General features: G+C 57.1%; 27 protein-coding genes and 1 pseudogene. 9 read left to right on the top strand and 19 right to left on the bottom strand.

Features of this window, described 5'->3' with window-relative positions; all coding sequences use genetic code 11:
* Positions 1 to 7: 7 nt before the first annotated feature.
* On the top strand, positions 8 to 619 hold the full coding sequence (locus AC0JZ8_RS03030; RefSeq protein ID WP_471891712.1) for a TraH family protein: 612 nt from the start codon (positions 8 to 10) through the stop codon (positions 617 to 619).
* A 32-nt stretch (positions 620 to 651) separates the two neighbouring features.
* Here AC0JZ8_RS03030 and AC0JZ8_RS03025 read toward each other — a convergent pair whose 3' ends face one another.
* The 3 genes from AC0JZ8_RS03025 to AC0JZ8_RS03015 all read right to left on the bottom strand — a co-directional run bounded on the left by AC0JZ8_RS03025 (position 652) and on the right by AC0JZ8_RS03015 (position 2414).
* On the bottom strand, positions 652 to 1272 hold the full coding sequence (locus tag AC0JZ8_RS03025) for an RES family NAD+ phosphorylase (RefSeq protein WP_471891711.1): 621 nt from the start codon (positions 1270 to 1272) through the stop codon (positions 652 to 654).
* On the bottom strand, positions 1273 to 2028 hold the full coding sequence (locus tag AC0JZ8_RS03020; protein ID WP_471891710.1) for an XRE family transcriptional regulator: 756 nt from the start codon (positions 2026 to 2028) through the stop codon (positions 1273 to 1275). It lies immediately after the preceding gene.
* Positions 2029 to 2162: 134 nt separating this feature from the next.
* Entirely contained in the window at positions 2163 to 2414 is a 252-nt protein-coding gene (locus tag AC0JZ8_RS03015) for a hypothetical protein (protein ID WP_471891709.1), read from the bottom strand.
* Between the two features lie 305 nt (positions 2415 to 2719).
* Between AC0JZ8_RS03015 and traR the strand changes: the two genes are divergently transcribed.
* Positions 2720 to 3424 carry an autoinducer-binding transcriptional regulator TraR gene (gene traR / locus AC0JZ8_RS03010; protein ID WP_471891708.1) on the top strand — a complete coding sequence of 235 codons (705 nt, stop codon included), beginning with the start codon at positions 2720 to 2722 and terminating at the stop codon, positions 3422 to 3424.
* A gap of 15 nt (positions 3425 to 3439) precedes the next feature.
* On the opposite strand, the gene AC0JZ8_RS03005 is transcribed toward traR, so the two are convergent.
* Positions 3440 to 3739 (bottom strand): transcriptional repressor TraM, encoded by a 300-nt coding sequence (locus AC0JZ8_RS03005; RefSeq protein WP_471891707.1) that lies wholly within the window; start codon positions 3737 to 3739, stop codon positions 3440 to 3442.
* Between the two features lie 229 nt (positions 3740 to 3968).
* Complete coding sequence (locus AC0JZ8_RS03000; RefSeq protein ID WP_471891706.1) at positions 3969 to 4244, bottom strand: hypothetical protein; 276 nt, start codon at positions 4242 to 4244, stop codon at positions 3969 to 3971.
* 46 nt (positions 4245 to 4290) lie between these two features.
* On the opposite strand from AC0JZ8_RS03000, the gene AC0JZ8_RS02995 reads away from it, so the two are divergent.
* Both AC0JZ8_RS02995 and AC0JZ8_RS02990 read left to right on the top strand, forming a co-directional pair.
* Positions 4291 to 5010 (top strand): helix-turn-helix transcriptional regulator, encoded by a 720-nt coding sequence (locus AC0JZ8_RS02995; RefSeq protein ID WP_471891705.1) that lies wholly within the window; start codon positions 4291 to 4293, stop codon positions 5008 to 5010.
* Positions 5011 to 5127: 117 nt separating this feature from the next.
* Positions 5128 to 5790, top strand: a complete 663-nt coding sequence (locus tag AC0JZ8_RS02990) for an acyl-homoserine-lactone synthase (protein ID WP_471891704.1) — start codon at positions 5128 to 5130, stop codon at positions 5788 to 5790.
* A 39-nt stretch (positions 5791 to 5829) separates the two neighbouring features.
* Here the strand turns inward: AC0JZ8_RS02990 and trbI are convergent, their stop codons facing one another.
* Genes trbI through trbB form a run of 11 tightly spaced genes read right to left on the bottom strand, consistent with a single transcriptional unit; the run spans position 5830 to position 15350 of the window.
* Positions 5830 to 7125: an IncP-type conjugal transfer protein TrbI gene (gene trbI / locus AC0JZ8_RS02985; protein ID WP_471891703.1), complete on the bottom strand. Its 1296-nt coding sequence runs from the start codon at positions 7123 to 7125 to the stop codon at positions 5830 to 5832.
* A gap of 12 nt (positions 7126 to 7137) precedes the next feature.
* Positions 7138 to 7581: a conjugal transfer protein TrbH gene (trbH, locus tag AC0JZ8_RS02980; RefSeq protein WP_471891702.1), complete on the bottom strand. Its 444-nt coding sequence runs from the start codon at positions 7579 to 7581 to the stop codon at positions 7138 to 7140.
* A 3-nt stretch (positions 7582 to 7584) separates the two neighbouring features.
* Entirely contained in the window at positions 7585 to 8415 is an 831-nt protein-coding gene (trbG, locus tag AC0JZ8_RS02975) for a P-type conjugative transfer protein TrbG (protein WP_471891701.1), read from the bottom strand.
* A gap of 15 nt (positions 8416 to 8430) precedes the next feature.
* The gene (locus AC0JZ8_RS02970) at positions 8431 to 9093 is read right to left on the bottom strand and encodes a conjugal transfer protein TrbF (protein ID WP_471891700.1); all 663 of its coding nucleotides are present in this window, start codon (positions 9091 to 9093) and stop codon (positions 8431 to 8433) included.
* Positions 9094 to 9114: 21 nt separating this feature from the next.
* Positions 9115 to 10272, bottom strand: a complete 1158-nt coding sequence (gene trbL / locus AC0JZ8_RS02965; protein ID WP_471891699.1) for a P-type conjugative transfer protein TrbL — start codon at positions 10270 to 10272, stop codon at positions 9115 to 9117.
* 17 nt (positions 10273 to 10289) lie between these two features.
* Complete coding sequence (trbK, locus tag AC0JZ8_RS02960; RefSeq protein ID WP_018326239.1) at positions 10290 to 10472, bottom strand: entry exclusion protein TrbK; 183 nt, start codon at positions 10470 to 10472, stop codon at positions 10290 to 10292.
* Positions 10469 to 11272 (bottom strand): P-type conjugative transfer protein TrbJ, encoded by an 804-nt coding sequence (gene trbJ / locus AC0JZ8_RS02955; protein ID WP_471891698.1) that lies wholly within the window; start codon positions 11270 to 11272, stop codon positions 10469 to 10471. Before trbJ ends, trbK begins: the two co-directional genes overlap by 4 nt.
* Entirely contained in the window at positions 11265 to 13700 is a 2436-nt protein-coding gene (locus AC0JZ8_RS02950) for a conjugal transfer protein TrbE (RefSeq protein ID WP_471891775.1), read from the bottom strand. Before AC0JZ8_RS02950 ends, trbJ begins: the two co-directional genes overlap by 8 nt.
* Positions 13701 to 13710: 10 nt before the next feature.
* Positions 13711 to 14010, bottom strand: a complete 300-nt coding sequence (locus AC0JZ8_RS02945) for a conjugal transfer protein TrbD (protein ID WP_015647762.1) — start codon at positions 14008 to 14010, stop codon at positions 13711 to 13713.
* On the bottom strand, positions 14003 to 14395 hold the full coding sequence (locus AC0JZ8_RS02940; RefSeq protein ID WP_015647763.1) for a TrbC/VirB2 family protein: 393 nt from the start codon (positions 14393 to 14395) through the stop codon (positions 14003 to 14005). Before AC0JZ8_RS02940 ends, AC0JZ8_RS02945 begins: the two co-directional genes overlap by 8 nt.
* The gene (gene trbB, locus AC0JZ8_RS02935) at positions 14385 to 15350 is read right to left on the bottom strand and encodes a P-type conjugative transfer ATPase TrbB (RefSeq protein ID WP_471891697.1); all 966 of its coding nucleotides are present in this window, start codon (positions 15348 to 15350) and stop codon (positions 14385 to 14387) included. The genes AC0JZ8_RS02940 and trbB overlap by 11 nt, the downstream gene beginning before the upstream one ends.
* A gap of 380 nt (positions 15351 to 15730) precedes the next feature.
* Between trbB and repA the strand changes: the two genes are divergently transcribed.
* From repA to repC, 3 genes are all read left to right on the top strand, one after another.
* Positions 15731 to 16945: a plasmid partitioning protein RepA gene (repA, locus tag AC0JZ8_RS02930; RefSeq protein WP_471891774.1), complete on the top strand. Its 1215-nt coding sequence runs from the start codon at positions 15731 to 15733 to the stop codon at positions 16943 to 16945.
* Positions 16942 to 17967, top strand: a complete 1026-nt coding sequence (repB, locus tag AC0JZ8_RS02925; protein WP_471891696.1) for a plasmid partitioning protein RepB — start codon at positions 16942 to 16944, stop codon at positions 17965 to 17967. The genes repA and repB overlap by 4 nt, the downstream gene beginning before the upstream one ends.
* Positions 17968 to 18121: 154 nt before the next feature.
* Positions 18122 to 19336, top strand: a complete 1215-nt coding sequence (gene repC, locus AC0JZ8_RS02920; protein WP_471891773.1) for a plasmid replication protein RepC — start codon at positions 18122 to 18124, stop codon at positions 19334 to 19336.
* 112 nt (positions 19337 to 19448) lie between these two features.
* On the opposite strand, the gene AC0JZ8_RS02915 is transcribed toward repC, so the two are convergent.
* Genes AC0JZ8_RS02915 through AC0JZ8_RS02905 form a run of 3 tightly spaced genes read right to left on the bottom strand, consistent with a single transcriptional unit; the run spans position 19449 to position 20242 of the window.
* Entirely contained in the window at positions 19449 to 19925 is a 477-nt protein-coding gene (locus AC0JZ8_RS02915) for a hypothetical protein (RefSeq protein ID WP_471891695.1), read from the bottom strand.
* A 6-nt stretch (positions 19926 to 19931) separates the two neighbouring features.
* Complete coding sequence (locus AC0JZ8_RS02910; RefSeq protein ID WP_471891772.1) at positions 19932 to 20084, bottom strand: glyoxalase superfamily protein; 153 nt, start codon at positions 20082 to 20084, stop codon at positions 19932 to 19934.
* Positions 20081 to 20242 carry a glyoxalase superfamily protein gene (locus tag AC0JZ8_RS02905; RefSeq protein WP_471891694.1) on the bottom strand — a complete coding sequence of 54 codons (162 nt, stop codon included), beginning with the start codon at positions 20240 to 20242 and terminating at the stop codon, positions 20081 to 20083. The genes AC0JZ8_RS02910 and AC0JZ8_RS02905 overlap by 4 nt, the downstream gene beginning before the upstream one ends.
* A 279-nt stretch (positions 20243 to 20521) precedes the next feature.
* Between AC0JZ8_RS02905 and AC0JZ8_RS02900 the strand changes: the two genes are divergently transcribed.
* Both AC0JZ8_RS02900 and AC0JZ8_RS02895 read left to right on the top strand, forming a co-directional pair.
* Positions 20522 to 20998 (top strand): TenA family protein, encoded by a 477-nt coding sequence (locus AC0JZ8_RS02900; RefSeq protein WP_471891693.1) that lies wholly within the window; start codon positions 20522 to 20524, stop codon positions 20996 to 20998.
* A 4-nt stretch (positions 20999 to 21002) separates the two neighbouring features.
* Positions 21003 to 21656: pseudogene (locus AC0JZ8_RS02895) on the top strand (TenA family protein); the annotation flags it as partial.
* Positions 21657 to 21798 lie beyond the last annotated feature (142 nt).

Genomic DNA, 21798 nt, shown 5'->3' with positions numbered 1-21798 from the left:
CTTCGTCATGGATGCTGCCTTTATCGCGGAATGCGCCGATCCCTCCCTGAAACCCGCCATCGTCGAGCAGTTCGTGTCCGCTGTTGGTCCGGGCGATCCGCTTGCTGTCACGGTCAAAGCCGGAGGGCGGCTCATCCTTGTACCAAAACCGAAGACGCCAGACGAGGCGATGGAGGTCATACGCCAGTATGTCGGACAGGCCGTCGTACGTGTGGGCCTTACGCAGTTCCCGGCGGGTGTCGGCGTGAAGGACGCCTCCGAGCTGAAACCAGATCTGATCGCACCTTGCGAAAACGTTCGCATGGGGACGAAGATGTTTTCCAAGATCAAGCGCATCGTTTCAAAGTGGTATGGCAACCCAACGAGCAGTGAGGTGCTTCCGCAGATCTTCGAAGATGCCGTTTACGCTTGGAACACCGGCCAGTTCGAAGGTGAAAGCGTGTTTCAGGCGGAGGATCCAGGTGGAACGATCGTCGATCGGAAGGAAGTTTCTTCGGATGCCGCGGACAAACCTGCGGATTCTAACCCCTCCCAGAGCGAAGGGGAGCCCTTAGACGAAAAAGAGGTTGGGACTGCGGGAATTCGGGTCGATTTGTCTCGGATCGGTGGGCAGAAGTAGTGCTGGATCCGGCTTCGACGACAGGTAAAATATCAGGGATCAGGTTCGACAATTGCGACATTGAGGTCGTTTAGTATATCAGCCAGACCCGGCGCGCGGATCAGCTTCGTCGTGCGGACCGCCCTAAGTTTCACAATAGCTCGATCGAACACTGCAAGGTTGGTGTGGCCGTTGAGCCGAGACGGGTAGATGATGCCGTCCACCTGGCTGTCGTGTTCATTGAAGGCGACCGCCCACTTCCGTGCGAGGGATTGCTTTGAGCCCTTCGCGACATCCGTCGGCACACCCATCTTGATCGGCCCGTCGTCTCGAAGATCGACCATCATCAGCGGATTGATGACCTCGATCTCTGCGAAATTGCGGTCGTACAATTCGGATTCAGCTATCGGCAGGTCGCCGAGGACCCCATCGCGTTGATCGCGCAAGACGGCTTCGAGAAAGCACACCTTCACCGTATCGCCCAAATAGAGCACCCCGAACCGGTTAGCGAATTTGCGCCGGCGTGGATCGCTGAAACGGCTCGGCGTTTTACCGAAGCCTAGTGGATCAGGGTAGGTGCCCAGATAGATGCGACCGAACCGAAGTCCGGCTGGGACCGTATGCAGGTGAAGGCTTGCATTTGCAAAGCCGGGAGGCGGCAGAGTACGTGCCATTCAGCGGAAATCTCGACCAATGCTCTCGACAACCTCGAGCGCTTGCTCGGTCCGTCCCCGCTCCAATGCCTCGCGACCTGTCAGTCCGTCCAGCTCTCCGTGGGGCTGGACCAGGAACCGGTAAACCGCCCAGGCTCCGCCCAGTCGCTCGTGGAGCGTTGCAAGCGCTGCAAACGGCTTGCCATCGGCATCGATCTGCCAATCCGGGAAGCGAAAGCCGCGTTTCGCGCCATCCAGCCCCAATACCAGTCCGGTCTGGCGCTTTGAATTTACCGTTACCCTTGTCGTGCCAAGCAGCTTGGCGAATTCGTCGGCATTCAGCATGTCAGTGCCGCTGAGGACCTCAGCAGCCTTTATGCGTCCCCGCGCCCGTGCGGCCACCAACGCCTGCTCCAACTCCGGATCCAGTGCATCGTTTGCCTCTACGACAGGCACCGTTGTCATTTCCACCGCCTCAACGGGAGTGACAACCATCTCACCTTCGGAATCGACATCGACACGGAAGCTGACCGGGTGGCCAGCAGAACGGCTTTTTGCGATCGCCTGACCGTATTCCTGGAGGAGCGCCTTGACGCGATTGGGATTGCCGGTCAGTGCTTTTGATGCATTGTCCGGGATCTTGATCTTGAAGGCTGCTCTCCCCTTCGCCAGCGGGGTGGCGCCCGTGGTCAGGAAAAAAGCCATGGATTCAGCGCCCGGTTTTTCGCGCCCGCTTGCACCGTCACGTATGCTGGTTTTGGACTTCAGAGATGCCATCTCTCACCCTCCGTTCGGAGAGCTATATATGGCAAGGTTGGTTAAGTTCGTCAAGTTGGTAAAGAGCGTAGCGCTCCTGATCTTCTGTGTCCTGATTGCGGCAACGTGGACGACTGCGGAGTGATCGACGACAATCATGGTTGATGCAGGTCGTCGAGGATTTCTTTCGAGGATGATGTATCAAGCAGCGGTAGGGCAGAAACCTTTTCCCCGAGCGCTGTCATCTGTTCGACGGTCATGCGATGTCTCACAGGCAGGTCGCCGAAAACCCCGAGGGCCTGAGCTTCACGTTCGAGGGCAGCGCGTATGATATCGTCCGGTCTGCGCCCGACACGGGCCGCAATTTTACGGGCAAGCTGCTCGGTGTCGTGGGTAAGCTGCAACATGGGTTCGCTCTAAATGGGTCCTTCCATGTAAAGCATTTCGCAAAACAATGACAGATTTCTGCTCAGGGGCCATGAAGCTGAGATCGCTTGGCCAATTGTGAGCTGACACGTTTTCCGCGAGTAAGCAAAATCCGTGGTTTGCAATTCCGAGAAAACGATTTAGAAAACCATTCCATCATGGTCAACTTACGCGATTGAATATGCTTCATTCTTTACCAGGTCACTGTTCGCGCGCGTCGTGGTCCCTCTGACTGCCGACGCATTTTGCCACCGCGGAACGGGTGCGATTTGCAGGGAGAGTATGGATGTCAAACTGGGTCGAGAAACTGCTGGATATCACTGTGATCGGAAACGATCAGTCCATGGTCAAGGGCGCACTGGCCAATCTTGCCGATCGGTTCGATTTTGTGGGCTATGCCTTCGTCAACATTCGTCCGGGGCAGACCTATGCGGTCTCCAACTACGATATCGACTGGCAGAAAATCTATGACACGCTGGACTACCGGTTCATCGATCCGGTCATGCGGCAGGCCCAACTGATAAGGCGCGCTTTCGCCTGGTCCGGCGAAGCCGAAAAGAGCTCCCTGTCAAAAGAGCAGAAAAACTTCTTTTCGAAAGCCGCTGATTTCAACATTCGCTCGGGCGTTTCCATCCCGGTCGCCACCGCCAACGGTGCCATGTCCATGCTGACCTTTGCATCGGCGAAGCCTTCTCTTGCCAGTGATATGGAGATTGATGCGATTATGGCTGCATCAGCGGTTGCTCAACTTCATGCCCGTCTTGAGCACTTGCGGGTCACGCCCTCCATCGAGGAGAAGATCGTCCTGACGCCGAAGCAGGTGAACTACATTCGCTGGCTGTCGCTTGGCAAAACCGTCGAGGTGATCGCTGAGCTGGAGCAGGCAAAGTATGCTGGCGTCCGCTCGGCGATTGACGATGTCAGAACGCGCTACAATCTGGCCAATCATGCGCAGGTGGTGGCTTTGGCTATCCGACGCGGCCTGATTTAAGCTGATCCGGCGTTGTCAGGCCTTGGGCGTATAGCCTAGAATGTGCAGCAGGGTGGTCAGCACCGACATTTGCGCGTGCATCCTGATGGTTGCTTCGAGATAGGCAATATGGGTATCGCCAACAAGCTCCTTACCGGCTTTAACGTCAGCCGGCAGTTCATTGAACAGATTTTCTGCCCGCTCCAATAGATCCCGATGTTCGCGGATTGCATCGATCGTGAGACGTTCGATGAGCGGTGACGGTAACCCATGCAGGAGGCCTACCAGCGGCTTCAGATCAACTGCCTCGCCATTCAATCGGTCGTCGGCGTCCATGTTCAACTCCCAAAACAGGAATGCGCGGTGCGCCCCCGCAAAGTTCCTGACCCCTGGCGATCGGGGAGTTAGTAACCGAGCATGCGCCGGCCCATAGACCTTTAGTTCCGAGGAACCTGGACATACGTCCATGGCTCCCCGACCATAGGTCGAGGAATTCGGCGCCCTAACGGCGGACGCCAAACCGGCATGCGTCGGGTTACTAAGCCCGGAGGCAGCGCGTACTGCCTCACCAGCGCTTATAGCGACCTAACCTCATCCGCGCCACCGCAGATTTGTTGGCGAACGAGGTCGGCTCGCGGCCAACGATTGAAGAAGGAGCTGCGTCGTTGTCGCTTTGTTGTCCAAAATGAAACGGGTGATCGTCCAATAGTCGAACGAAATTAACCTCGGCATTGCAATGCCTCTCTTCGCCGGAAAGTTGCGTTTGAACCACGAAAGCAATCACGCTACAGCACGATCCCTTGAAGTTCTGCATCGCCGCCGAACTCGTTTGGCTGATCATTCGATCTCTGCGGCGGATTGTCAGGTCGCAGTGCTGGAAGCGGATATTGACACGATCTCTCGCCGATTTTTCCGACGTTAAGGAACGCCTTGCAAAGACGGGCTCGGTGACGGAAGCGCTCCATTTCATACAGTCGGTCTATCGCGTCGATTTCATAACCTACCATCTCGCTTCGACGGTGATCGGTGATTTTGACGCCCCGTTCGTGCGCACGACCTACCCGGATGCGTGGGTATCCACCTATCTGTTGAAGGGCTATGTCACCATTGATCCTGTCGCGCGGGAGGGCTTTTTGCGCCAGCTGCCATTCGATTGGCGAGAACTCGAAGTCGCGCCCGAGATGCTGATGTTTCTGGAAGACGCAATACGCCATGGGATCGGCCGTTTTGGTTTTTCCATCCCGATATCGGATAAAGCCGGCCGTCGCGCCATCCTCTCGTTCAATTCGAACGCCTCCGCCGAGCACTGGGAGGATATGGTCGGTGCGCATCGGAGTGAATGGGTCGATCTCGCGTATCTAGTCCACCAGATTGCCGTGTTCGAGCTACATGGAGCGAGCGATCCGATCCCGGTCTTGAGTCCGCGGGAACGTGAGTGCCTCTACTGGAGCGCGCTCGGTAAGGATTACAAGGATATCGCGCTTATTCTCGGCCTTTCGCATCACACGACCCGCAGCTACATCAAGTCGGCGAGGACAAAACTTGGTTGCGCTACGATCTCGGCGGCGGCCACTCTTGCCCTGAAGCTGCGCGTGATCACGATATGAGCCGATCGCACGCCAGCCTTTGACAATACCCGCATATGGGTCTGACCATATGCGGGAATATCTGGCTCTTCCGCCAGGCGGCATCTTCCAGCCAAGATCAACAGCTGGAGATAAACCTTGTTCATTCTGGTTCAGGCGCATCAGTACACCCGTTATAAGTCTCTCTTGGATCAGGCATTTCGCCTTCGCAAGCGCGTCTTTCACGATCAACTCGGTTGGGCCGTGACAATCGACGGTGATTGCGAGCGTGACGAGTACGATGCTCTGTGGCCGGCTTACCTGATGTGGTGCAATGATCGCGCGGATCGCCTTTATGGAACGTTGCGACTGATGCCAACAACGGGCCCGACGCTTCTCTACGACGTTTTCCGCGACACTTTTGCGGGTGCCAGCCTGATCGCACCTGGCATCTATGAGGGAACGAGAATGTGCCTTGATGAGGAAACACTTTCCGAGGACTTTCCAAGTCTGGAAATAGGGAAAGCTTTCGGCATGCTGTTGCTGGCCTTGTGCGAATGCGGATTATCGCATGGTATCGAGACGTTGGTCTCGAACTACGAGCCGCACCTGGCGCGGGTCTATCGCCGGGCGGGGCTCGCCGTTGAAGAGGTTGGCCGTGCGGACGGCTATGGTCGCTCTCCGGTTTGCTGCGGTATCTTCGAAGTTTCAGAGGAAGTTCGCACGCGCATGCAGCAGGCGCTTGGTGTCGCGGCTCCCCTCTATGCAGGATATCGCCCGCGCAAAAATGCAGCCAGCGAGCCCGTGCGCATATCTGCCTGATCAAGGAGTTGTCCCAAGGCGGTTGCGGCAATGTGTGCCTCAACCGCCATAATTGCCGGGAAAGACAATGTCCTGGTCGACGAGAACGTTGAACTTGTAACCCGGCCGGATCTGGATGGTGGGCTGAACATTCAGATTCTTGGAAATTGTCTGGTCCGCGACGCGGCCGAAGGTCTCCGCAAAGTTTCTGCGCACCGCGTCAGAGGCCGTATCCTGTGTGGCGAGGGTGGAGCTCTCCGGAACTGCCATATCGATGCCGGTACCGATAAGCGCAACGAGCGCCGCTGACCCAAAGGTTCGGAAATAGTGATTATTGACCTTGTCAGAGAACCCGCCATAGCCCTCCGAGTCCGTTCCAGCCATGCCGCCGATCTGCAGTGTCGAGCCATTCGGGAAGATGACATCCGTCCAGACGACCAGAGCGCGGCTTTGGCCAAACGAGACCTTGCTGTCATAGCGTCCGAGTAATTTTGTACCCTGCGGAATGAGAAGAAAATGTCCTGTGGCGCTGTCGTAGATGTTCTGGCTCACCTGCGCTGTAATCCGGCCCGGCAAATCGGAGATGATGCCGGTAATCATGGTCGCGGGGATGACGGAGCCGCGCTTCAATTCATAGCGTGACTGCTGAGGTACAACCTGGTTCGGCAGGTAGCCGAGATCCTTGATGTCAGCGTTGAAGAAATCCTCTTTCGAAGTCTGCCCATTTGGATCGACATTCTGCCCCACCAAACCTGATTTCATGGCCGCGGCATAGAGATCGGAGGCACCGTTATTGGTGGCCGGCTGCCAGTCTGTTGTTCTGGTGTTGTTGGAGATGTTTCCCAGCTCCGAGATTTTGACCTTCAGCGGCGAATCAAACGCAGTAGCACGGGCCTGAAGGCTGGCCATGCGCTGTCGCTGCTGTTCACGCAGGACTTGTTCGCGCTGCTCGCGGCGAAGTCGGGCCAACCATTCTTCTTCCGACTCCATTCGCGGTCGGCGCTCTTCCACTGCCTGCTGCTTTATCTGCTCTTCTTCAATCGGCTTGGCCTCGACATTTGTCTGGGTTGCAGGCGTGGGCTGGAACACGGGCTGTTCTTCGCGATCCCCGATGATGCCGTCTTTCACCCCGCGCTTCATCTGATCAGCGAAGGTCGAGGCCGGGACGTTCGAGCCTGCTTCATCCGGAATTCTGTCGCCGAACCGCAGTCCTCTGGATGAGATGCCGTAGACAAGGACACAGGCGACGACGACTGCGATACCGATGCCAAAGAACACCGGCAGGCGATTGAGCCGTTTCATGCCCTTTTCCTGCGAGGCGCTGCTCGGATTGCCGAGCTGGAGCGACTGGACCATATCTGTCTCTCCTCAGTTTCGCTTCATCAATGAAAGCGGGCTCGCCGGCGCGGCGCCACCAGATGACACCGAATAGGCCCGCCCAAGCTCGAGTGTCTCGCTGGAAAGCCTCACGAGTACCTGTCCATCAACGTCGATCAACGAATATGCCAGCTCGATCGGTTTGGCGGTGTCTTTCAAGGAGCGCGCCTTGTCATCCGTCACGACAGTGAAACCCCACCCCTTCAACGCGGCCTCGAGCGCGGTCGCGAAATCCGATGTGTCGTTGTGAAGCCTGATCGGCGTCGCGGTTGACCCTGCCTGCTCTGCATAACGTCCAGCTATGTCGCCGGCGATCGCGCTTGCGGCAGGGCCTGTTACCGTCGAAGGCGCGGCGCTCGTCGTGAGCGCGTCTGTTCCGGTCTGGCAACCAGAGAGAAGAACGGCGGAGACGAAAGGAAGAATGCATAAGCGCATCGGTCAGCCTCCTTTCCTAATGGTAATTTTCTGCTGACGCCAGCCGACGCCCGAAAGAAGGACAGCCTTGTCGATGTTGTAATCGACAATCATCATGTCGTTCTTCATCCGGTAGTTTACGATCCGGTTTTGCCCGCCAGAAACCACGAAGAGGACCGGCGCATCCTGACCGGAGAGCGTTCGCGGAAACTGTATGTAGGTCTTCAGCCCATCCGAATAGACGCGCTTCGGCTTCCAAGGCGCGCTGCCGCTCAGTGAATAGGCGAAGGCAAGTTGCTCTGGCGGCACGCCGCCGTCGGAATTGGTCATCGTCTGAATGCGAGCGTTGATGTCGGACAATCTCGTCGCGGCCTCTTCCGGATACTCGAAGCCAACGCGGGCCATGTACTGGCTTGGATGCGATTTGAGCTGAATGTGATAGGTGCGTCTTGATGTCGTCACCACCATCGACGTGACCAGCCCGGCCTCAGACGGTTTGACGATCAGGTGAATTGCTTGGCCCCCTGCAGCACCGGATGTGGCCGGCTCGACCTTCCAGCGTACCGTGTCGCCGACAAGCACGTCGCGCACAATCTCCCCACCCTGAAGCTCGATGTCGCAGACCTGTAAAGGTGAGCACACGACAGAAGGCTGCGTCTCACCAAACAGGAAGATGACCTTTCCGTCGGCTCCCGTCGTCACCAAGCCTCGCTGCCCGCGCCACTTGTTGGAGAGGGTGGTTCCCTTAGCCTCATTTGTCGTCAGGTTCTGGGTAAAGCCCGATGTCGTCGCTATGGACCAAAATGCAAGCGCCGTCATGCAGCATAGCGCTGTCCTGTTTATCCTTGTATTCATTGAAGTCCCCTGCCCTTACAGTTGCGCGGTCCAGTCGAAGTCCTTGACATAGACGCCGATGGGATTGAGCCGGATCGTCGCCTCGTCCTGGGGCGGGGTAATCGCCACCGTGGCTATGCCGCGAAATCGGCGTGTCGCGATTTCCTTGCCTTTGCGATCGCGCTCATACTCGGTCCAGTCGATCTGGTAGGTCTGGTTCGACAGCGCGACGATGTTGTTCACCTCGATGGCGACGGTCGCATTCACGGCCTTTTCGAATGGCGAGTTGCCACGGAACCAGGCATTAATCTTCTGGGTCGATGGATCGCTCGTCCTGAGAAGCGCATAGGTCCTGTCGATGTATTGTTTCTGGACGACGGCATCCGGCGTGATCGAGCGGAAACTGGTTATAAAGCCGCCGAGCGTTGCCCGGATGACCCGGGCGTCGGCATATTCGATCTGCTGCGGAAATCCTGCCGAGATGGTGTTTCCGAGCTTGTCGACCTCGACGATGTACGGAACAAGCTTCACTTGCGTGCTCAGATACAACGAGTAACCGAAACCGATCACCGCCATGCCGAGGCTCAAGATTCCGACCATCCGCCATGCCGAGGCCGCCCTCACGTAAGAGCCGTATCGTTCCGACCATTCCTGCCTTGCGGCAAGGTACGGGTTCTCGGGGGCGCGTTGCGCTGCCATATTGTTTTCCCTGTCTTAAATTTACGATTTGTCGTGTCGTTCCGGCGGCTGACCGGGCGAGGCTCCTTTGCCACGAGCCTGGTCGAGCTTCGCGTTCGCCAGGCCGAGGATGGAGCCGGCATAGGCACCGGGCGACCCGATCGCCTTCTCCTTGGCTGCGGATCCTGCGGCCTGCCCGGCCGAGCCAAGGCCTGCACCCACTCCGCGAATAGCCGCTCCTCCAAAGGATGATCCGGCGGCCCGCGCCGCTTGACCTGCTGCAAATCCTGCTCCGGCCGCACCTGCGGCCAGGAAGGCTCCGCCAGTCGCGAAAGACGCCGCCTGCCCACCGTGCTGAATGGCTTCCATCCCGCCGGAAACAGACGCCCCCTGAACGACGCCCTGCATGATGGCTGGAACATACATCGCGATGATAAACACAACGACCGAGATGCCGGCGATCGCAAGTGTCGTGATGAACTGGTCGGTCTCGGCGGTAGGGGCCTGAGCAAGTCCCAGGAGGACATTGGAGCCGATCTTTGCGATCATGACCAAGGCCATGAGCTTCATCCCAACGCCGAAAGCATAAACGAGATATCGGACAGAAAAGTCCTTGGTGAACGAGGATCCACCAAGGCCGAGCATAATCATCCCCGCGAGTAGGCCGACATACATCTCGACCATCACAGCCACGAAAATCGCTGCCACCAGCGAGAAGCAGATCACAACAATACCCATGGCGAGAACGGCTGCGATCGCAAGAGCATTATCCTCGAAGACACCGAACTTGGCCTGTTCCGACATCTGCGAAGCGACACGGATACCCGCATCGAACACCTCCGCGGGCGAAGCTGACCCACTACCGGCCCCGATCTGATAGAGACTATCGACAACAGCTTTGGCAAACGTTGGTCCCTGGGTCAAAACAAAGGCAAAAAAGCCGATGAACATGATCCTTCGCACAAGCTCTGCGAACCAGCTGTCGAGGGATGCCGACTGAATGGCGAGCCACACTGCGGCAATCCCCACCTCTATTCCGGCGAGGATCCAAAACAGAGACCTTGCCGCATCCATGATGGTTGTTTCCCAGCCCTTGGCAGCGGAAGAAACCTGATTTTCAAGCTCCGTGAGGACTTGGCCCTGCTGTGCAAACGCTGGGCCGGCCAGCATAAGGCAGGCAAGGCCGGTTGCAAAAAGCATCAACTCGATCCGTGCCCTCACCATCTTGGACGCATTTCCTGGCCCTTTTCGATCGGGGGCAGGTCCTTTTTCACACCGAAAAATTTCTCGCTCTTTTTGGATGAGGATCTCTCGTCGGACTTCATGATGAATACCGTTGCTGCTGACACTGACGCCGCCGCGACCAAAAGCGCGATAGCAATGACGATCGCGCGGCTCACCAGCGGGGCTCCATCTTCTGACCTTCGGGGACGGCACTGGTATCCGCGTTGAAGAACTTTTCCCGTCGTGCCTGTGCCAGATCCTTGTCGGTTTGCTCGCTTTGCAGCCACGTCCCCATCATCGTCATCTGCTGTGATACGAGACCACGTAGCTTTTGCGTTTGTGCAACCTGCTGCGCTGCAATCTCGTGGCCGACCTGGAGGGCTTTCATTTGGCCATCGGCAGATTCTGACATGTTTCTGAGGGAGCCCATCGTATCCTCCTCGCTGTCGAACTGGTCAGCCGTCAGGCTCGCAGCCTTAAGTGTGCTGGCGATGGTGTCGCGGTTGGTGTCTGACCAATGGGCGTAGTTCGAGGATAGGTCCGTCCCGTTGCCGGCGGCAGTCTGAAGATCAGCATAGGATTGAAAGCGCTGCTTCAGCACATCATCTGCGCTCCCCATCGAAAAAGAGATGCTCTGTCCCTGATCGATGATATCGCGGAGCTGATTGAGATCGCTCTCCACCTGCCCCCAGATATGATCGGGCAGCTGCGCCGTGTTTTGCAGCATGTTTTCGTAGATGTTCAGCTGGTTTTGGATCTGCTCGGCCAACTGGCTGATCTGGGTCAGCTGATTGTCCACCTGCAGGCCGGAGCTTTTAAGGAGGTCGACGAGCTGTGCATTGTTGGCGAGCTGTGTCCACTCGGTGGCAGTGCCAGTCGCTGAACCGGCAAATGCTGGTACCGAAGCGCAGACTGCAAAAGCTGCCACGACAGCGGTCGCAGATTTGCTTCTGAGCGATAGGATATGGTCAAGCATAGCGATTGATCCCTCTTTCATTGAGCCATTGGGTCGGCCAGTCTTTGCCGTAGGTTGAGAGAAGTTCCCGGATTTGAGCAAGGTCGGCTTTGCCGGAAGCACCGACGAAAGAGAGGGTGAGCGGCCCCAGCGCCATATCGAAAAGGCGGCGTCCGTCCGGCGACGTCACGTAATATTCCCGCTTTGGAATAGCGGCTGCGACGATTTCGATTTGGCGAGGATTAAAGCCGATGCGCTCATAGAATTCTCGTGTCCCGGACTCGCGGGCAGCCCCATTCGGGAGGCAGATCTTGGTTGGGCAGGATTCCTTCAGGACATCGATGATGCCCGAGCGCTCCGCGTCCGAAATTGACTGAGTGGCGAGAACGACAGCACAGTTTGCCTTTCGCAGCACCTTCAGCCACTCGCGGATCTTGTCGCGGAAAACCGGGTGGCCGAGCATCAGCCACGCTTCATCCAGAATGATAAGGCTTGGTGCCCCCGTGAGCCGCTTTTCGATCCGCCGAAACAGATAGGTCAGCACGGGGACGAGATTTCGCTCGCCCATGTTCATCAGTTGCTCGATCTCGAAGCACTGGAACAGACCGAGGGTTAGCGGATCCCGTTCAGCGTCGAGAAGTTGGCCCATGGGGCCGTCAACAGTGTAGTGGTGCAACGCGTCCTTGATCTCCCGCATCTGCACGCCGCTCACAAAATCCGACAGCGACCGGCCTGGAGCCCCCGCCATCAAACCGATCTGCCTGGATATGGCGTTTCGGTGGTCCGGGTTGACCGTGACACCCTGCAGGGAGACGAGTGTTTCGATCCATTCGGAAGCCCAGGCGCGGTCGGTATCGGTCGAGAGGTCGGAGAGGGGGCAAAAGGCAAGCCTAGCCCCCTCCCCTCCCTCGCCGCCGATTTCGTAATGATTGCCATCCACCGCCAGCGTCAGCGGCAGAATAGAGTTGCCTTTGTCGAAGGCGAAAACCTGCGCACCCTTATACCGGCGAAATTGCGCTGCGATGAGCGCGAGAAGCGTTGACTTGCCGGAACCGGTTGGTCCGAAAATAAGCGTATGCCCGACATCATCCACGTGAAGGTTCAGTCGGAAGGGTGACGATCCGGAAGCCACCTGTGTCAGTGGCGGCGCGTCGGGTGGATAGAACGGGCAGGGCGCAAGCGGACTGCCCGACCAGACGGAATTGAGGGGGATCAGGTCAGCGAGGTTGCGGGTGTTTATCAGCGGTTCCCGGATGTTGCAGTACCAGTTGCCTGGCAGGCTTCCGAGGAACGCGTCTGTCGCATTCAACGTCTCGATCCGCGCGCCAAATCCTTCAGCCTGGATCAACCTTCGAACGGACTCGGCTTTATCGGCAAGATTTTCTCTGCTCTCGTCGAACAGGATGATCACCGGCGTGTAATAGCCATAAGCGACCAGCTGCGAAGAGGCCTCGGCGATCGCGTCTTCAGTCTCCGCGACCATGGCCATTGCGTCTTGGTCAACCGATCGGCTCTGTGTCTGGAAGAGTTGGTCGAAGAAAGGCCGTACCTTTTGCTGCCATTTCTTGCGCGTGCGCTCCAACCGCTGTTTGGCTTCCTCAGCATCCAGAAAGATAAAGCGCGACGACCAGCGGTAGGTGAGCGGCAAGAGATCGAGGCTATTCAAGATGCCTGGCCAGCTCTCGGCCGGCAAACCGTCGATCGCAATCACGCTGAGGAACCGGTTTTCGACTTTCGGGGTGAGGCCGTGATCTAGCTCCGCGGTCGCCAGCCAGTCCAAATACATGGGAATCTCAGGTAGACGGACTGGGTGGTTTTCACCGGTGATGCAGAACCGGATGAACTGGAACAGCTCATCGTAGCGGGCAATACGGGCGCCACCGCGTTCCGGTACTTCACGCGTTCGCATGCGCTCGATTGAGATGACGTTGCCGAGGTACTGCTCGATCTCCCTTATCGAGCGTCTGAAACTGTCGAGCACCGTGTCGGCATAGGTCGCCGTCCGGCTCTCAGTGTCCGAGTAGATATAACGCGTGACGCCAGATCGCCGGCGCTCGGGAGGGCGATATGTCAGGACGAGCGCATGCCGGCTCTCGAAGTGGCCGCGCTCCTGTTCGAAGTGCTTGCGCCGCTCATCATCGATCATGCGAGTGACAGCATCAGGGAAATGACTGCGTTCCGCAGAAGGATAGTCAGTCGTTGGGATGCGCACGGCCTCGACCTGGATCATCCAGCCGGAACCTAGCCGTGAAAGGATCGTATTGATCTGACGGGACAGCTCGTTGCGCTCGAAATCCGTGGCGCTCTCGGAGTCAGGGCCGGCAAAATACCATCCAGCCATGAGACTTCCGTCCTTGAGAAGAATGACCCCGTTATCGACCAGTCCGGCATAGGGCACGAGATCGGCGAACGACGGTGCAGACGGGCGAAGGGAACGCAAAGCGACCATCATTGCACCTCTAGAAACGTCGCCACGGCGAAGACGTGGGCAGGTAGTGATGCCGGTAGCGCAAATGCCGCACGTAGACATGACGCATGAGGGGATCGGATTTTGCCATCATGCGCAGTGCGCCGACGATCACGAACCAGATGGCGATGCCGAACAGCGCTGAATACAGGGTGAGCACGACGAAGATCAGGATGATCGCCACCAGCCCTGTGACAAGCAGGAGCTCTCGGTCTGCCCCCATCAGCAGATTCGGTCGTGAAAGAGCGCGGTGAATGCGATTGCGTTGGAGAGCGGAATGCGGCTCACCCATTGGCCCCCTCCCCTCTTGCAACGGACATCGGCTGGGAAACGGTCCCTGGCAAACTTGTGGCAGTGATGCCGATCGACGCGCCGGTCGCACCGAACAGTCCGACAATCGTCGTCGCCCCCAGCAGGATACCGGCGACCAGTACGATGTAGACGAGGCGTCGCGCGAAATCGTTGAGCTCGCCGCCGAAGATCAGCATTCCGCCGGCGATCGCCATGGCGGCGAGGGCAATTGCTCCTGCGACTGGCCCAGTGATGGATTCCTGAATCTGTTCAAGCGGCCCCTCCCAGGGAAGACTCCCACCGGAACTGGCAAGGGCTGGCGCGGCAAGCGCCGCGCAGAACATCGCAGCGAGCAGTCCGAGGCGAAAAGAGCGATTATGCAGCATGAATGTCCTCATCTATTTGAGCGTAATGTTCGGTCTGATACCGGCTACCGCTGAAGCCCTCGACATTGATGACCTCTCGTACCCGTCTCCCCCTCCCCGCGCGCTCGATCGAAATGACAAGATCAACGGCCTCGCCGATCACAGCCTGCATCGGCTGCTGACTGACCTCGGCGGTCAATTGCTCCAGACGGCGCAAGGCCGACATGGCGGTATTGGAGTGGACGGTGGTGACGCCACCGGGATGGCCCGTATTCCATGCTTTCAGCAGCGTCAGTGCGGCGCCATCGCGGACTTCGCCAACGATGATGCGGTCAGGACGGAGGCGCATGGTGCTCTTGAGCAGCCGCGCCATATCGATCGTATCACTGGTATGCAGGCACACCGCATTGTCTGCCGCACACCGGATTTCCGCGGTATCTTCAAGAATGACCATGCGGTCGTCCGGCGCTGAGGCTATGATTTCAGCGATCACCGCATTGGCGAGGGTCGTTTTGCCTGAGCCCGTACCTCCTGCAATCACGATGTTTAGCCGGTTCGCGATAGCGCTCCTGATCACTGTCGCTTGTGCCTCTGTCATCACTTTATCAGCGATATAGTCGTCGAGTGGGATCAGCCTGGAGGCTCTGCGCCTGATCGTGAAGGTTGGCGACGCTACGACTGGAGGCAGCAGTCCTTCAAATCTGTGCCCTCCAATAGGGAGCTCGCCGGAGATGATCGGTCGCCCGTCGTCCGCCTCTGATTGGAGAGCGTGTGCGACTGAGCCAATGATTGTTTCCGCTGCTGTCGTAGCCATCTCACCCGCAGGCGCAATACCCTGCCCTAACCGTTCGATGAAAACCCTTCCATCGGGGTTGAGCATGATTTCCACGACACTGGGGTCGTCGAGGGCGACACAAAGGCGGTCGCCCAAGGCTTCTTGAAGTTTGCGGACAAGGCGTGAGTGCGATTGCAGCATGGGTGGCACTGTCTCCTCGTTGGATGTTTCGAGAGGGAGACAAAACCGGAGCGGGAGGACATGTCCATCTACAAATTTGTACCTCGCGATTCTCCATGGATTCCGTCACGGTTGCGCAAATCACTACGTCGGCCGCCTTTCGGATGCGTTGAGGCTGGCAAAAGGCTGTGGGAAGCCTGAGTGGGGCAGGTCAATTTAGCGGATCTAAGTATATGAAAATGCAACCTAATTGTAAATTTGCATCGCTTAGCCGCAACTGCGTTAAGGTTTTGTTAACCCAAAACTTCTTGCTCGAAAAACAGAATCGGCGCTATTTGTCAGTGGCGGAGTTTTGCAGGTTTCGCGAAAATTACCGCCAATGGCAAAAAATGGGTTTTGAGATGGCGAAGACCGCCCCGAAAACGGCACCTGTGATTGAAGGCTTGACCGCATTAATGGAGCGTCATGCCGACGCGCTTTCTAGCCAACTTAAAGCACATCATCTGAAAGTTTTCCCCCCAACTTCTGAGAAGGGAATTCGGACATTCGGACCGTCCGAGGCGTCTAAGTTGCTCGGTGTCGGAGAGTCTTATCTTCGACAGACTGCTTCGGAAATGCCAGAGTTGAATGTCGGCATGAGCCCGGGCGGCAGGCGTATTTTCTCGATCGAAGATATCCATGCGATCCGCAAGCATATGGACCAAGTTGGCCGCGGGAACCGTCGGTACCTCCCGCATCGTCGAGACGGTGAGCAGCTTCAAGTTATCTCCGTTATGAATTTCAAAGGTGGGTCAGGCAAAACGACGACCGCCGCGCATCTGGCCCAGTACCTCGCAATGCGTGGGTACCGCGTCCTAGCTATCGATCTTGATCCTCAGGCCAGCCTTTCCGCGCTCTTCGGCAGCCAACCGGAAACCGATGTTGGCCCGAACGAAACGCTGTACGGCGCCATCAGATACGATGATGAGCAAGTACCGATCGAGCAAGTTGTCCGAGGAACATATATTCCTGACCTTCATCTGATTCCCGGTAACCTTGAACTGATGGAATTTGAACACGACACTCCCCGCGCGTTGATGAAACGCAAGGAGGGCGACACGCTCTTCTACGGTCGGATCAGCCAGGCGATTGAAGACATCGCGGATAACTATGACGTCGTGGTTATCGACTGCCCCCCCCAACTTGGCTACCTTACGCTATCAGCTTTGACGGCCGCGACATCAATCCTTGTCACTGTCCACCCACAGATGTTGGATGTGATGTCCATGAACCAGTTTCTGGCAATGACGTCAAACCTACTGCGGGAAATTGAGAGCGCTGGCGCCGAGTTCAAGTTCAATTGGATGCGCTACCTGATTACCCGTTTCGAACCGAGCGACGGACCACAAAACCAGATGGTCGGCTACCTTCGGTCGATTTTTGGCGAAAATGTTCTCAATTTTCCGATGCTAAAAACCACAGCGGTATCGGATGCAGGGCTAACAAACCAAACTCTGTTTGAAGTCGAGCGTGCCCAGTTTACGCGATCGACCTACGATCGCGCATTGGAGGCCATGAACGCCGTCAATGACGAGATCGAGTCCCTAATAAAAAAAGCATGGGGTAGACCCACATGAGCAGGAAGCACATCCTTGGCGTCTCGACGGACGCCCCCAACGTATTGCCTGCGGATAACCTTGCAGGCAAAACGCGGTCAATGCCGCTTCTGGGTGTAGCCAGGAAAGAACGCGATCCGGCAACAAAGCTGACAGCGAATATTGGCAACGCACTGCGTGAACAGAATGATCGTTTGAGCCGTGCTGAAGAGATCGAGCGCCGCCTGGCGGAGGGGCAGGCGGTAATCGAGTTGGACGCTTCAACGATCGATCCGTCTTTCGTGCAGGATCGTATGGCAGGGGACATCGACGGGCTCCTGTCATCCATCCGAGAGCAAGGCCAGCAGGTTCCGATCCTCGTTCGACCTCACCCGGATCAGCCCGGGCGATATCAGGTTGCATTCGGCCACCGTCGGCTTCGGGCGGTGTCAGAACTGGGTCTTCCGATCAAAGCAATTGTTCGCGATTTGACTGATGAGCAATTGGTCGTTGCCCAGGGCCAGGAAAATAATGAGCGCGAAGATCTTACATTTATCGAGAAGGCGCGCTTCGCGTATCATTTGAACAAGCAGTTTGCACGCGAGATCGTTATCGCAGCAATGTCGATCGACAAAAGCAATCTGTCGAAGATGCTTCTGCTCGTCGACGCCCTCCCCTCGCATTTGATCGATGCGATTGGGGCGGCTCCCGGGATCGGGCGACCGAGCTGGCAGCAACTGGCGGCGCTTGTCGAAAAGGCACCCTCTTACTTGGCGGAAGCGTCAAAATACGCGCTATCGGATGAGGTGCAGGCTCTCCCGTCGGCGGAAAGGTTCAAGGCAGTGATCGCCAACCTGAAGCCCCGCGGAGTGGCTCGTGGGCTTCCTGAAGTTATGTCAACACCGGACGGTGCTAGAATTGCGCAGGTTACGCAGAGCAAGTCCAAGCTGGAAATCACGATCGACAAGAAGGCGACGCCGGAGTTCGCGGCCTTTGTGCTTGAACAGTTGCCGACGCTTTTTCAAGCGCACCGCGCACAAATCCAACGGAAACAGGGAGAGTAACCCGCAAAAGAAAAGAGCCCCCTCAACGTCGCCGTCGCGGAAGCCCTTCTGTCTCTGTAGCAAGAACAGAATCGCATTTCCTCGAATCCTCGTCAAGAGACTTGGCGCCATTTTGGTGAGTGAATTTCTTTTGCCTGCTGAAAGGTGAAAGATGATGCAGACAGGAAGTGTAACGACGCCATTTGGGCGGCGACAGATCACGCTTGCGCTCGTGCGGAGACAAGTGGCGATGGTCGACATTAAACCAGGCAAGACTGCGGACAAGTGGAAGGTCTTTAGGGATGCTTCTGCCGCCATGGATCTGCTTGGGATTCAATCCAATAGCCTTGCGGTTCTTGACGCGCTGTTGAGTTTCTACCCACATAATGAGTTGCGCCAAGACGCACAATTGATTGTCTTTCCATCGAATGTTCAGCTTGCGCTACGAGCCCATGGAATGGCTGGCGCGACGTTGCGCCGACATATCGCCGTGCTCGTGGAGTCAGGCTTGATCGTGCGGAAAGATAGCGCCAACGGGAAGCGCTATGCTCGGAAAGATCGGGCAGGCCAGATCGAGTGCGCGTTTGGTTTCGACCTGTCCCCCCTTCTCGCCCGATCCGAAGAACTGGCGATGCTCGCTCAGCACGTAGCGGCCAGTCGCGCAGCTTTCAGAAAGACAAAAGAGAGCTTGACCATTTGCCGACGTGATGTCCGGAAGCTGATCACCGCGGCGATGGAAGAAGGCGCGGACGGCGACTGGCAAGGGGTCGAGGAGATTTATGTGGCCCTTGTGAGCCGGATCCCCCGCGCCCCTACGCTGACTGACGTCACTGGAATACTCGAAGAAATGCAAATGCTTCACGAGGAAATCGTCAATCGATTGGAATTTCAAGGGAATCCTGAAAATAACAGCACCAATGGTGATCATAATGAGCAGCACATACAGAATTCAAATACCGAATCCTTACCTGAACTTGAACCTAGCTCTGGAAAAGAGCAGGGCGATGGGACGAGTGATATCCGCCAACCGCTGAAGAAGCAGAGAAAGGAGTTCCCATTGGGAATGGTCCTCAGGGCATGCCCAATGATCGCCGACTATGGACCGGGCGGCGCGATTGCAAGTTGGCGCGATCTGATGTCGGCCGTGGTGGTAGTTCGGTCAATGCTGGGCGTAAGCCCGTCGGCCTACCAGGAATCCTGTGAAGTTATGGGGCCAGAGAATGCGGCTACCGCGATCGCGTGCGTTCTGGAGCGATCGGCGTTTATCAACTCGCCCGGGGGCTATCTGCGCGATCTGACGCGCCGAACAGAGCGTGGCGAGTTCTCTCTCGGCCCGATGATCATGGCCTTATTGAAAGTCAGCGGCCAGAGTATCTTGAAGGCTGGGTAAGGCTGAGAACAGGGTGCTGGACTGCAGGCGGGCGATACTAAACGTGTCGAGAGCCTGCTACCGTTGGTGGTCAGCTGACCACTGTAGTAAATAGTTGAAAAAGCGGTGTTTTTCACGCTACCTTTTTGAAAGCAGAATGCGGACTCGTCTCCTCGCAGCGGAACAAAACGTCGGACCAGCATTCTGTTGACAAAACAGAATGAGAGCGCAGCAGCAACACGGCGATGCTGGTGCCTGTGCACTTCTCGCTGAACATGTCGGTTGACGACCTGGTTGAGTGGGATTTTCCCCGGATGAAGGCGAGTGCGAACAAGGCAGTTAAGAAGGGAAGGGCGGCATGTATTGTCATCACGTCTGCCACCGGCGCCAGGCGCAGCGTGTCCATGAGGCAGAATGTGGCGAGTGTCGAGAGGATCATCATCCACAGACCCGCCACTCCGACAGTTTGGATCGCGCCCCACAGGTCCTCGCTATGACACCAAGCCATATAGGCGCCGAGGAAAAATTGTCCGAAGACACCGCGCCAGAACAGGTTAGTAGCTATCTGGAGAGTTTGGACGCTCTGTGGGAATTCGCGAATGAACTCCACTTCGTCTCATAACGCGCTTAAAGTCAGGTGCGGCGCCCCGTTCGAAGTTTTACGGACAGAATTTCCGGTAGTGTCGACCATGCTTTCTACGATCCGGCGCATGTTGGAAAAACTGTCGAATGTAACGGTATCCACCGGTTCATCGAAACGCACAGTCAGTATGTACCGCAGGATAACAACGCGCTGAATTCGCCCTTGACGGATTGCCCAAGATACCGCCCCTGCACTCTTTGGCGCAAATGGAACGGAGGGTGATCAGCTTTGGCCAGTCTGGCAGACAACGTGTTCCAGTCGCGCGCGCCGTTGTCGTTTGGCATTTAACTGTAAGAATGCGCCCGTTCAGACTGGTGTTGGCACCTTATTTGAGATTAGTCGGTGTGATTGTCCGTGCCAAACGCCTTCTAGTTCGGCGAAAACCATCTGTAAGATAAGTCATTTTCTCATGGAAGCGTGGCCGTAAGTAGTCATGTTTTCCTGGCGACGAATCTCACATTAAGTTCCAAACGCGAAGCCAGAATCTCAAGTTAAATGCCAAGTCGCGAATTAAGTGGCGGGCTATCCCATTAAAACTGTTAGGACTGGAATCTCACGACTAAATGCAAAACGACGCCACGGCGGATACCTTCGAGGCCCGGCTCCGATTTGGTCGGTTTGCCGGCATGGTTTCAGGCGAGGAAAACACCTACTTCATGCACGCGTTCGAGGCTCTGGGGGTAACAGAGGAGCAGCGTGCCCTCATCCCCGACACCCCGCCCACCACCGGGTTCCAGGCGATCATGCGCGAGGCGGCCGCGACGCGGTCCTACACGGTCGTGCTCTCGGTCCTCAACGTCGCCGAATGGCTCTATCTAGACTGGGCCTTCGGTGCGCCGAAGGTTCTGCCTGAGAACTTCATCCACGCCGAATGGATCAAGCTGCACGACAATCCGGACTTCCGCGATTTCGTCGCTTTTCTGCGCGAGGAACTAGATCGGGTCGGTCCATCTGAGCCACAGGCGAGCAAGGATTTTTTCCTGCGAGCCGTGGCGCTCGAACTCGCTTTCTTTGACGCCGCCTACCAGTCAGGGGAGTAAGCTCGTGGACGTCTTTGACCGCCTTAAACAGGTAGCCGCTTCCGATTGGGCAGGCTATGTAGACCACGAATTCGTGGTCCAGTTGGGTGATGGCACGCTGCCACAAGCGGCTTTTCGCTCCTATCTTGTTCAGGACTATCTATTCCTGATCCAGTTCGCCCGCGCATGGGGCTTGGCGGCTTATAAGAGTCGGACAATCGCCGACATCCGCGCGGCTCAAGCGGGGCTTGCCGGCATACTGGATGAGACTGAACTTCATCTACGGCTATGCCGGCGCTGGGGTATCTCCCGCCGAAGGCTGGAAACCATTCCGGAGCATCAGGCGACGGTCGCCTATACCCGCTTCGTGCTGGATTGCGGAGCCGCTGGCGATCTCCTCAATTTGCAGGTCGCGCTGGCGCCCTGCATCATCGGCTACGCCGAGATCGGGCTCGCCCTTTCTCCCGCCGGCGTCGGGGCGCTTGGGAAGCATCCATATCGCGAGTGGATCTGTGAATATGCAGGCGACGCCTATCAGGGCGTCGCTATCGCGGCGCGACGCCAACTCGACGAACTCGCGGAAAGGAGCATGACCGGGCGACGGTTCGAGGAATTGGCCAGCCTTTTCGCAAATGCGTCACGGCTAGAGACAGACTTCTGGCAGATGGGGCTCGATGCGACCGGGCTAACACTAACCGCTTCAGAGACCCATGCGCCGGATGGTGTCATGCCCAAGCCTACGAGAGAGGGGAGGGGCTTTCTTCCAATACCTCCAACGCGGAAACATCACCGGCGGAACCCGTGCTGAGAGACGGTGCCAA

This window comes from Velazquezella soli (assembly GCF_977018685.1).
The sequence above is the reverse complement of the archived record's forward strand: the minus strand, read 5'-3'. Positions and strand labels throughout refer to the sequence as shown.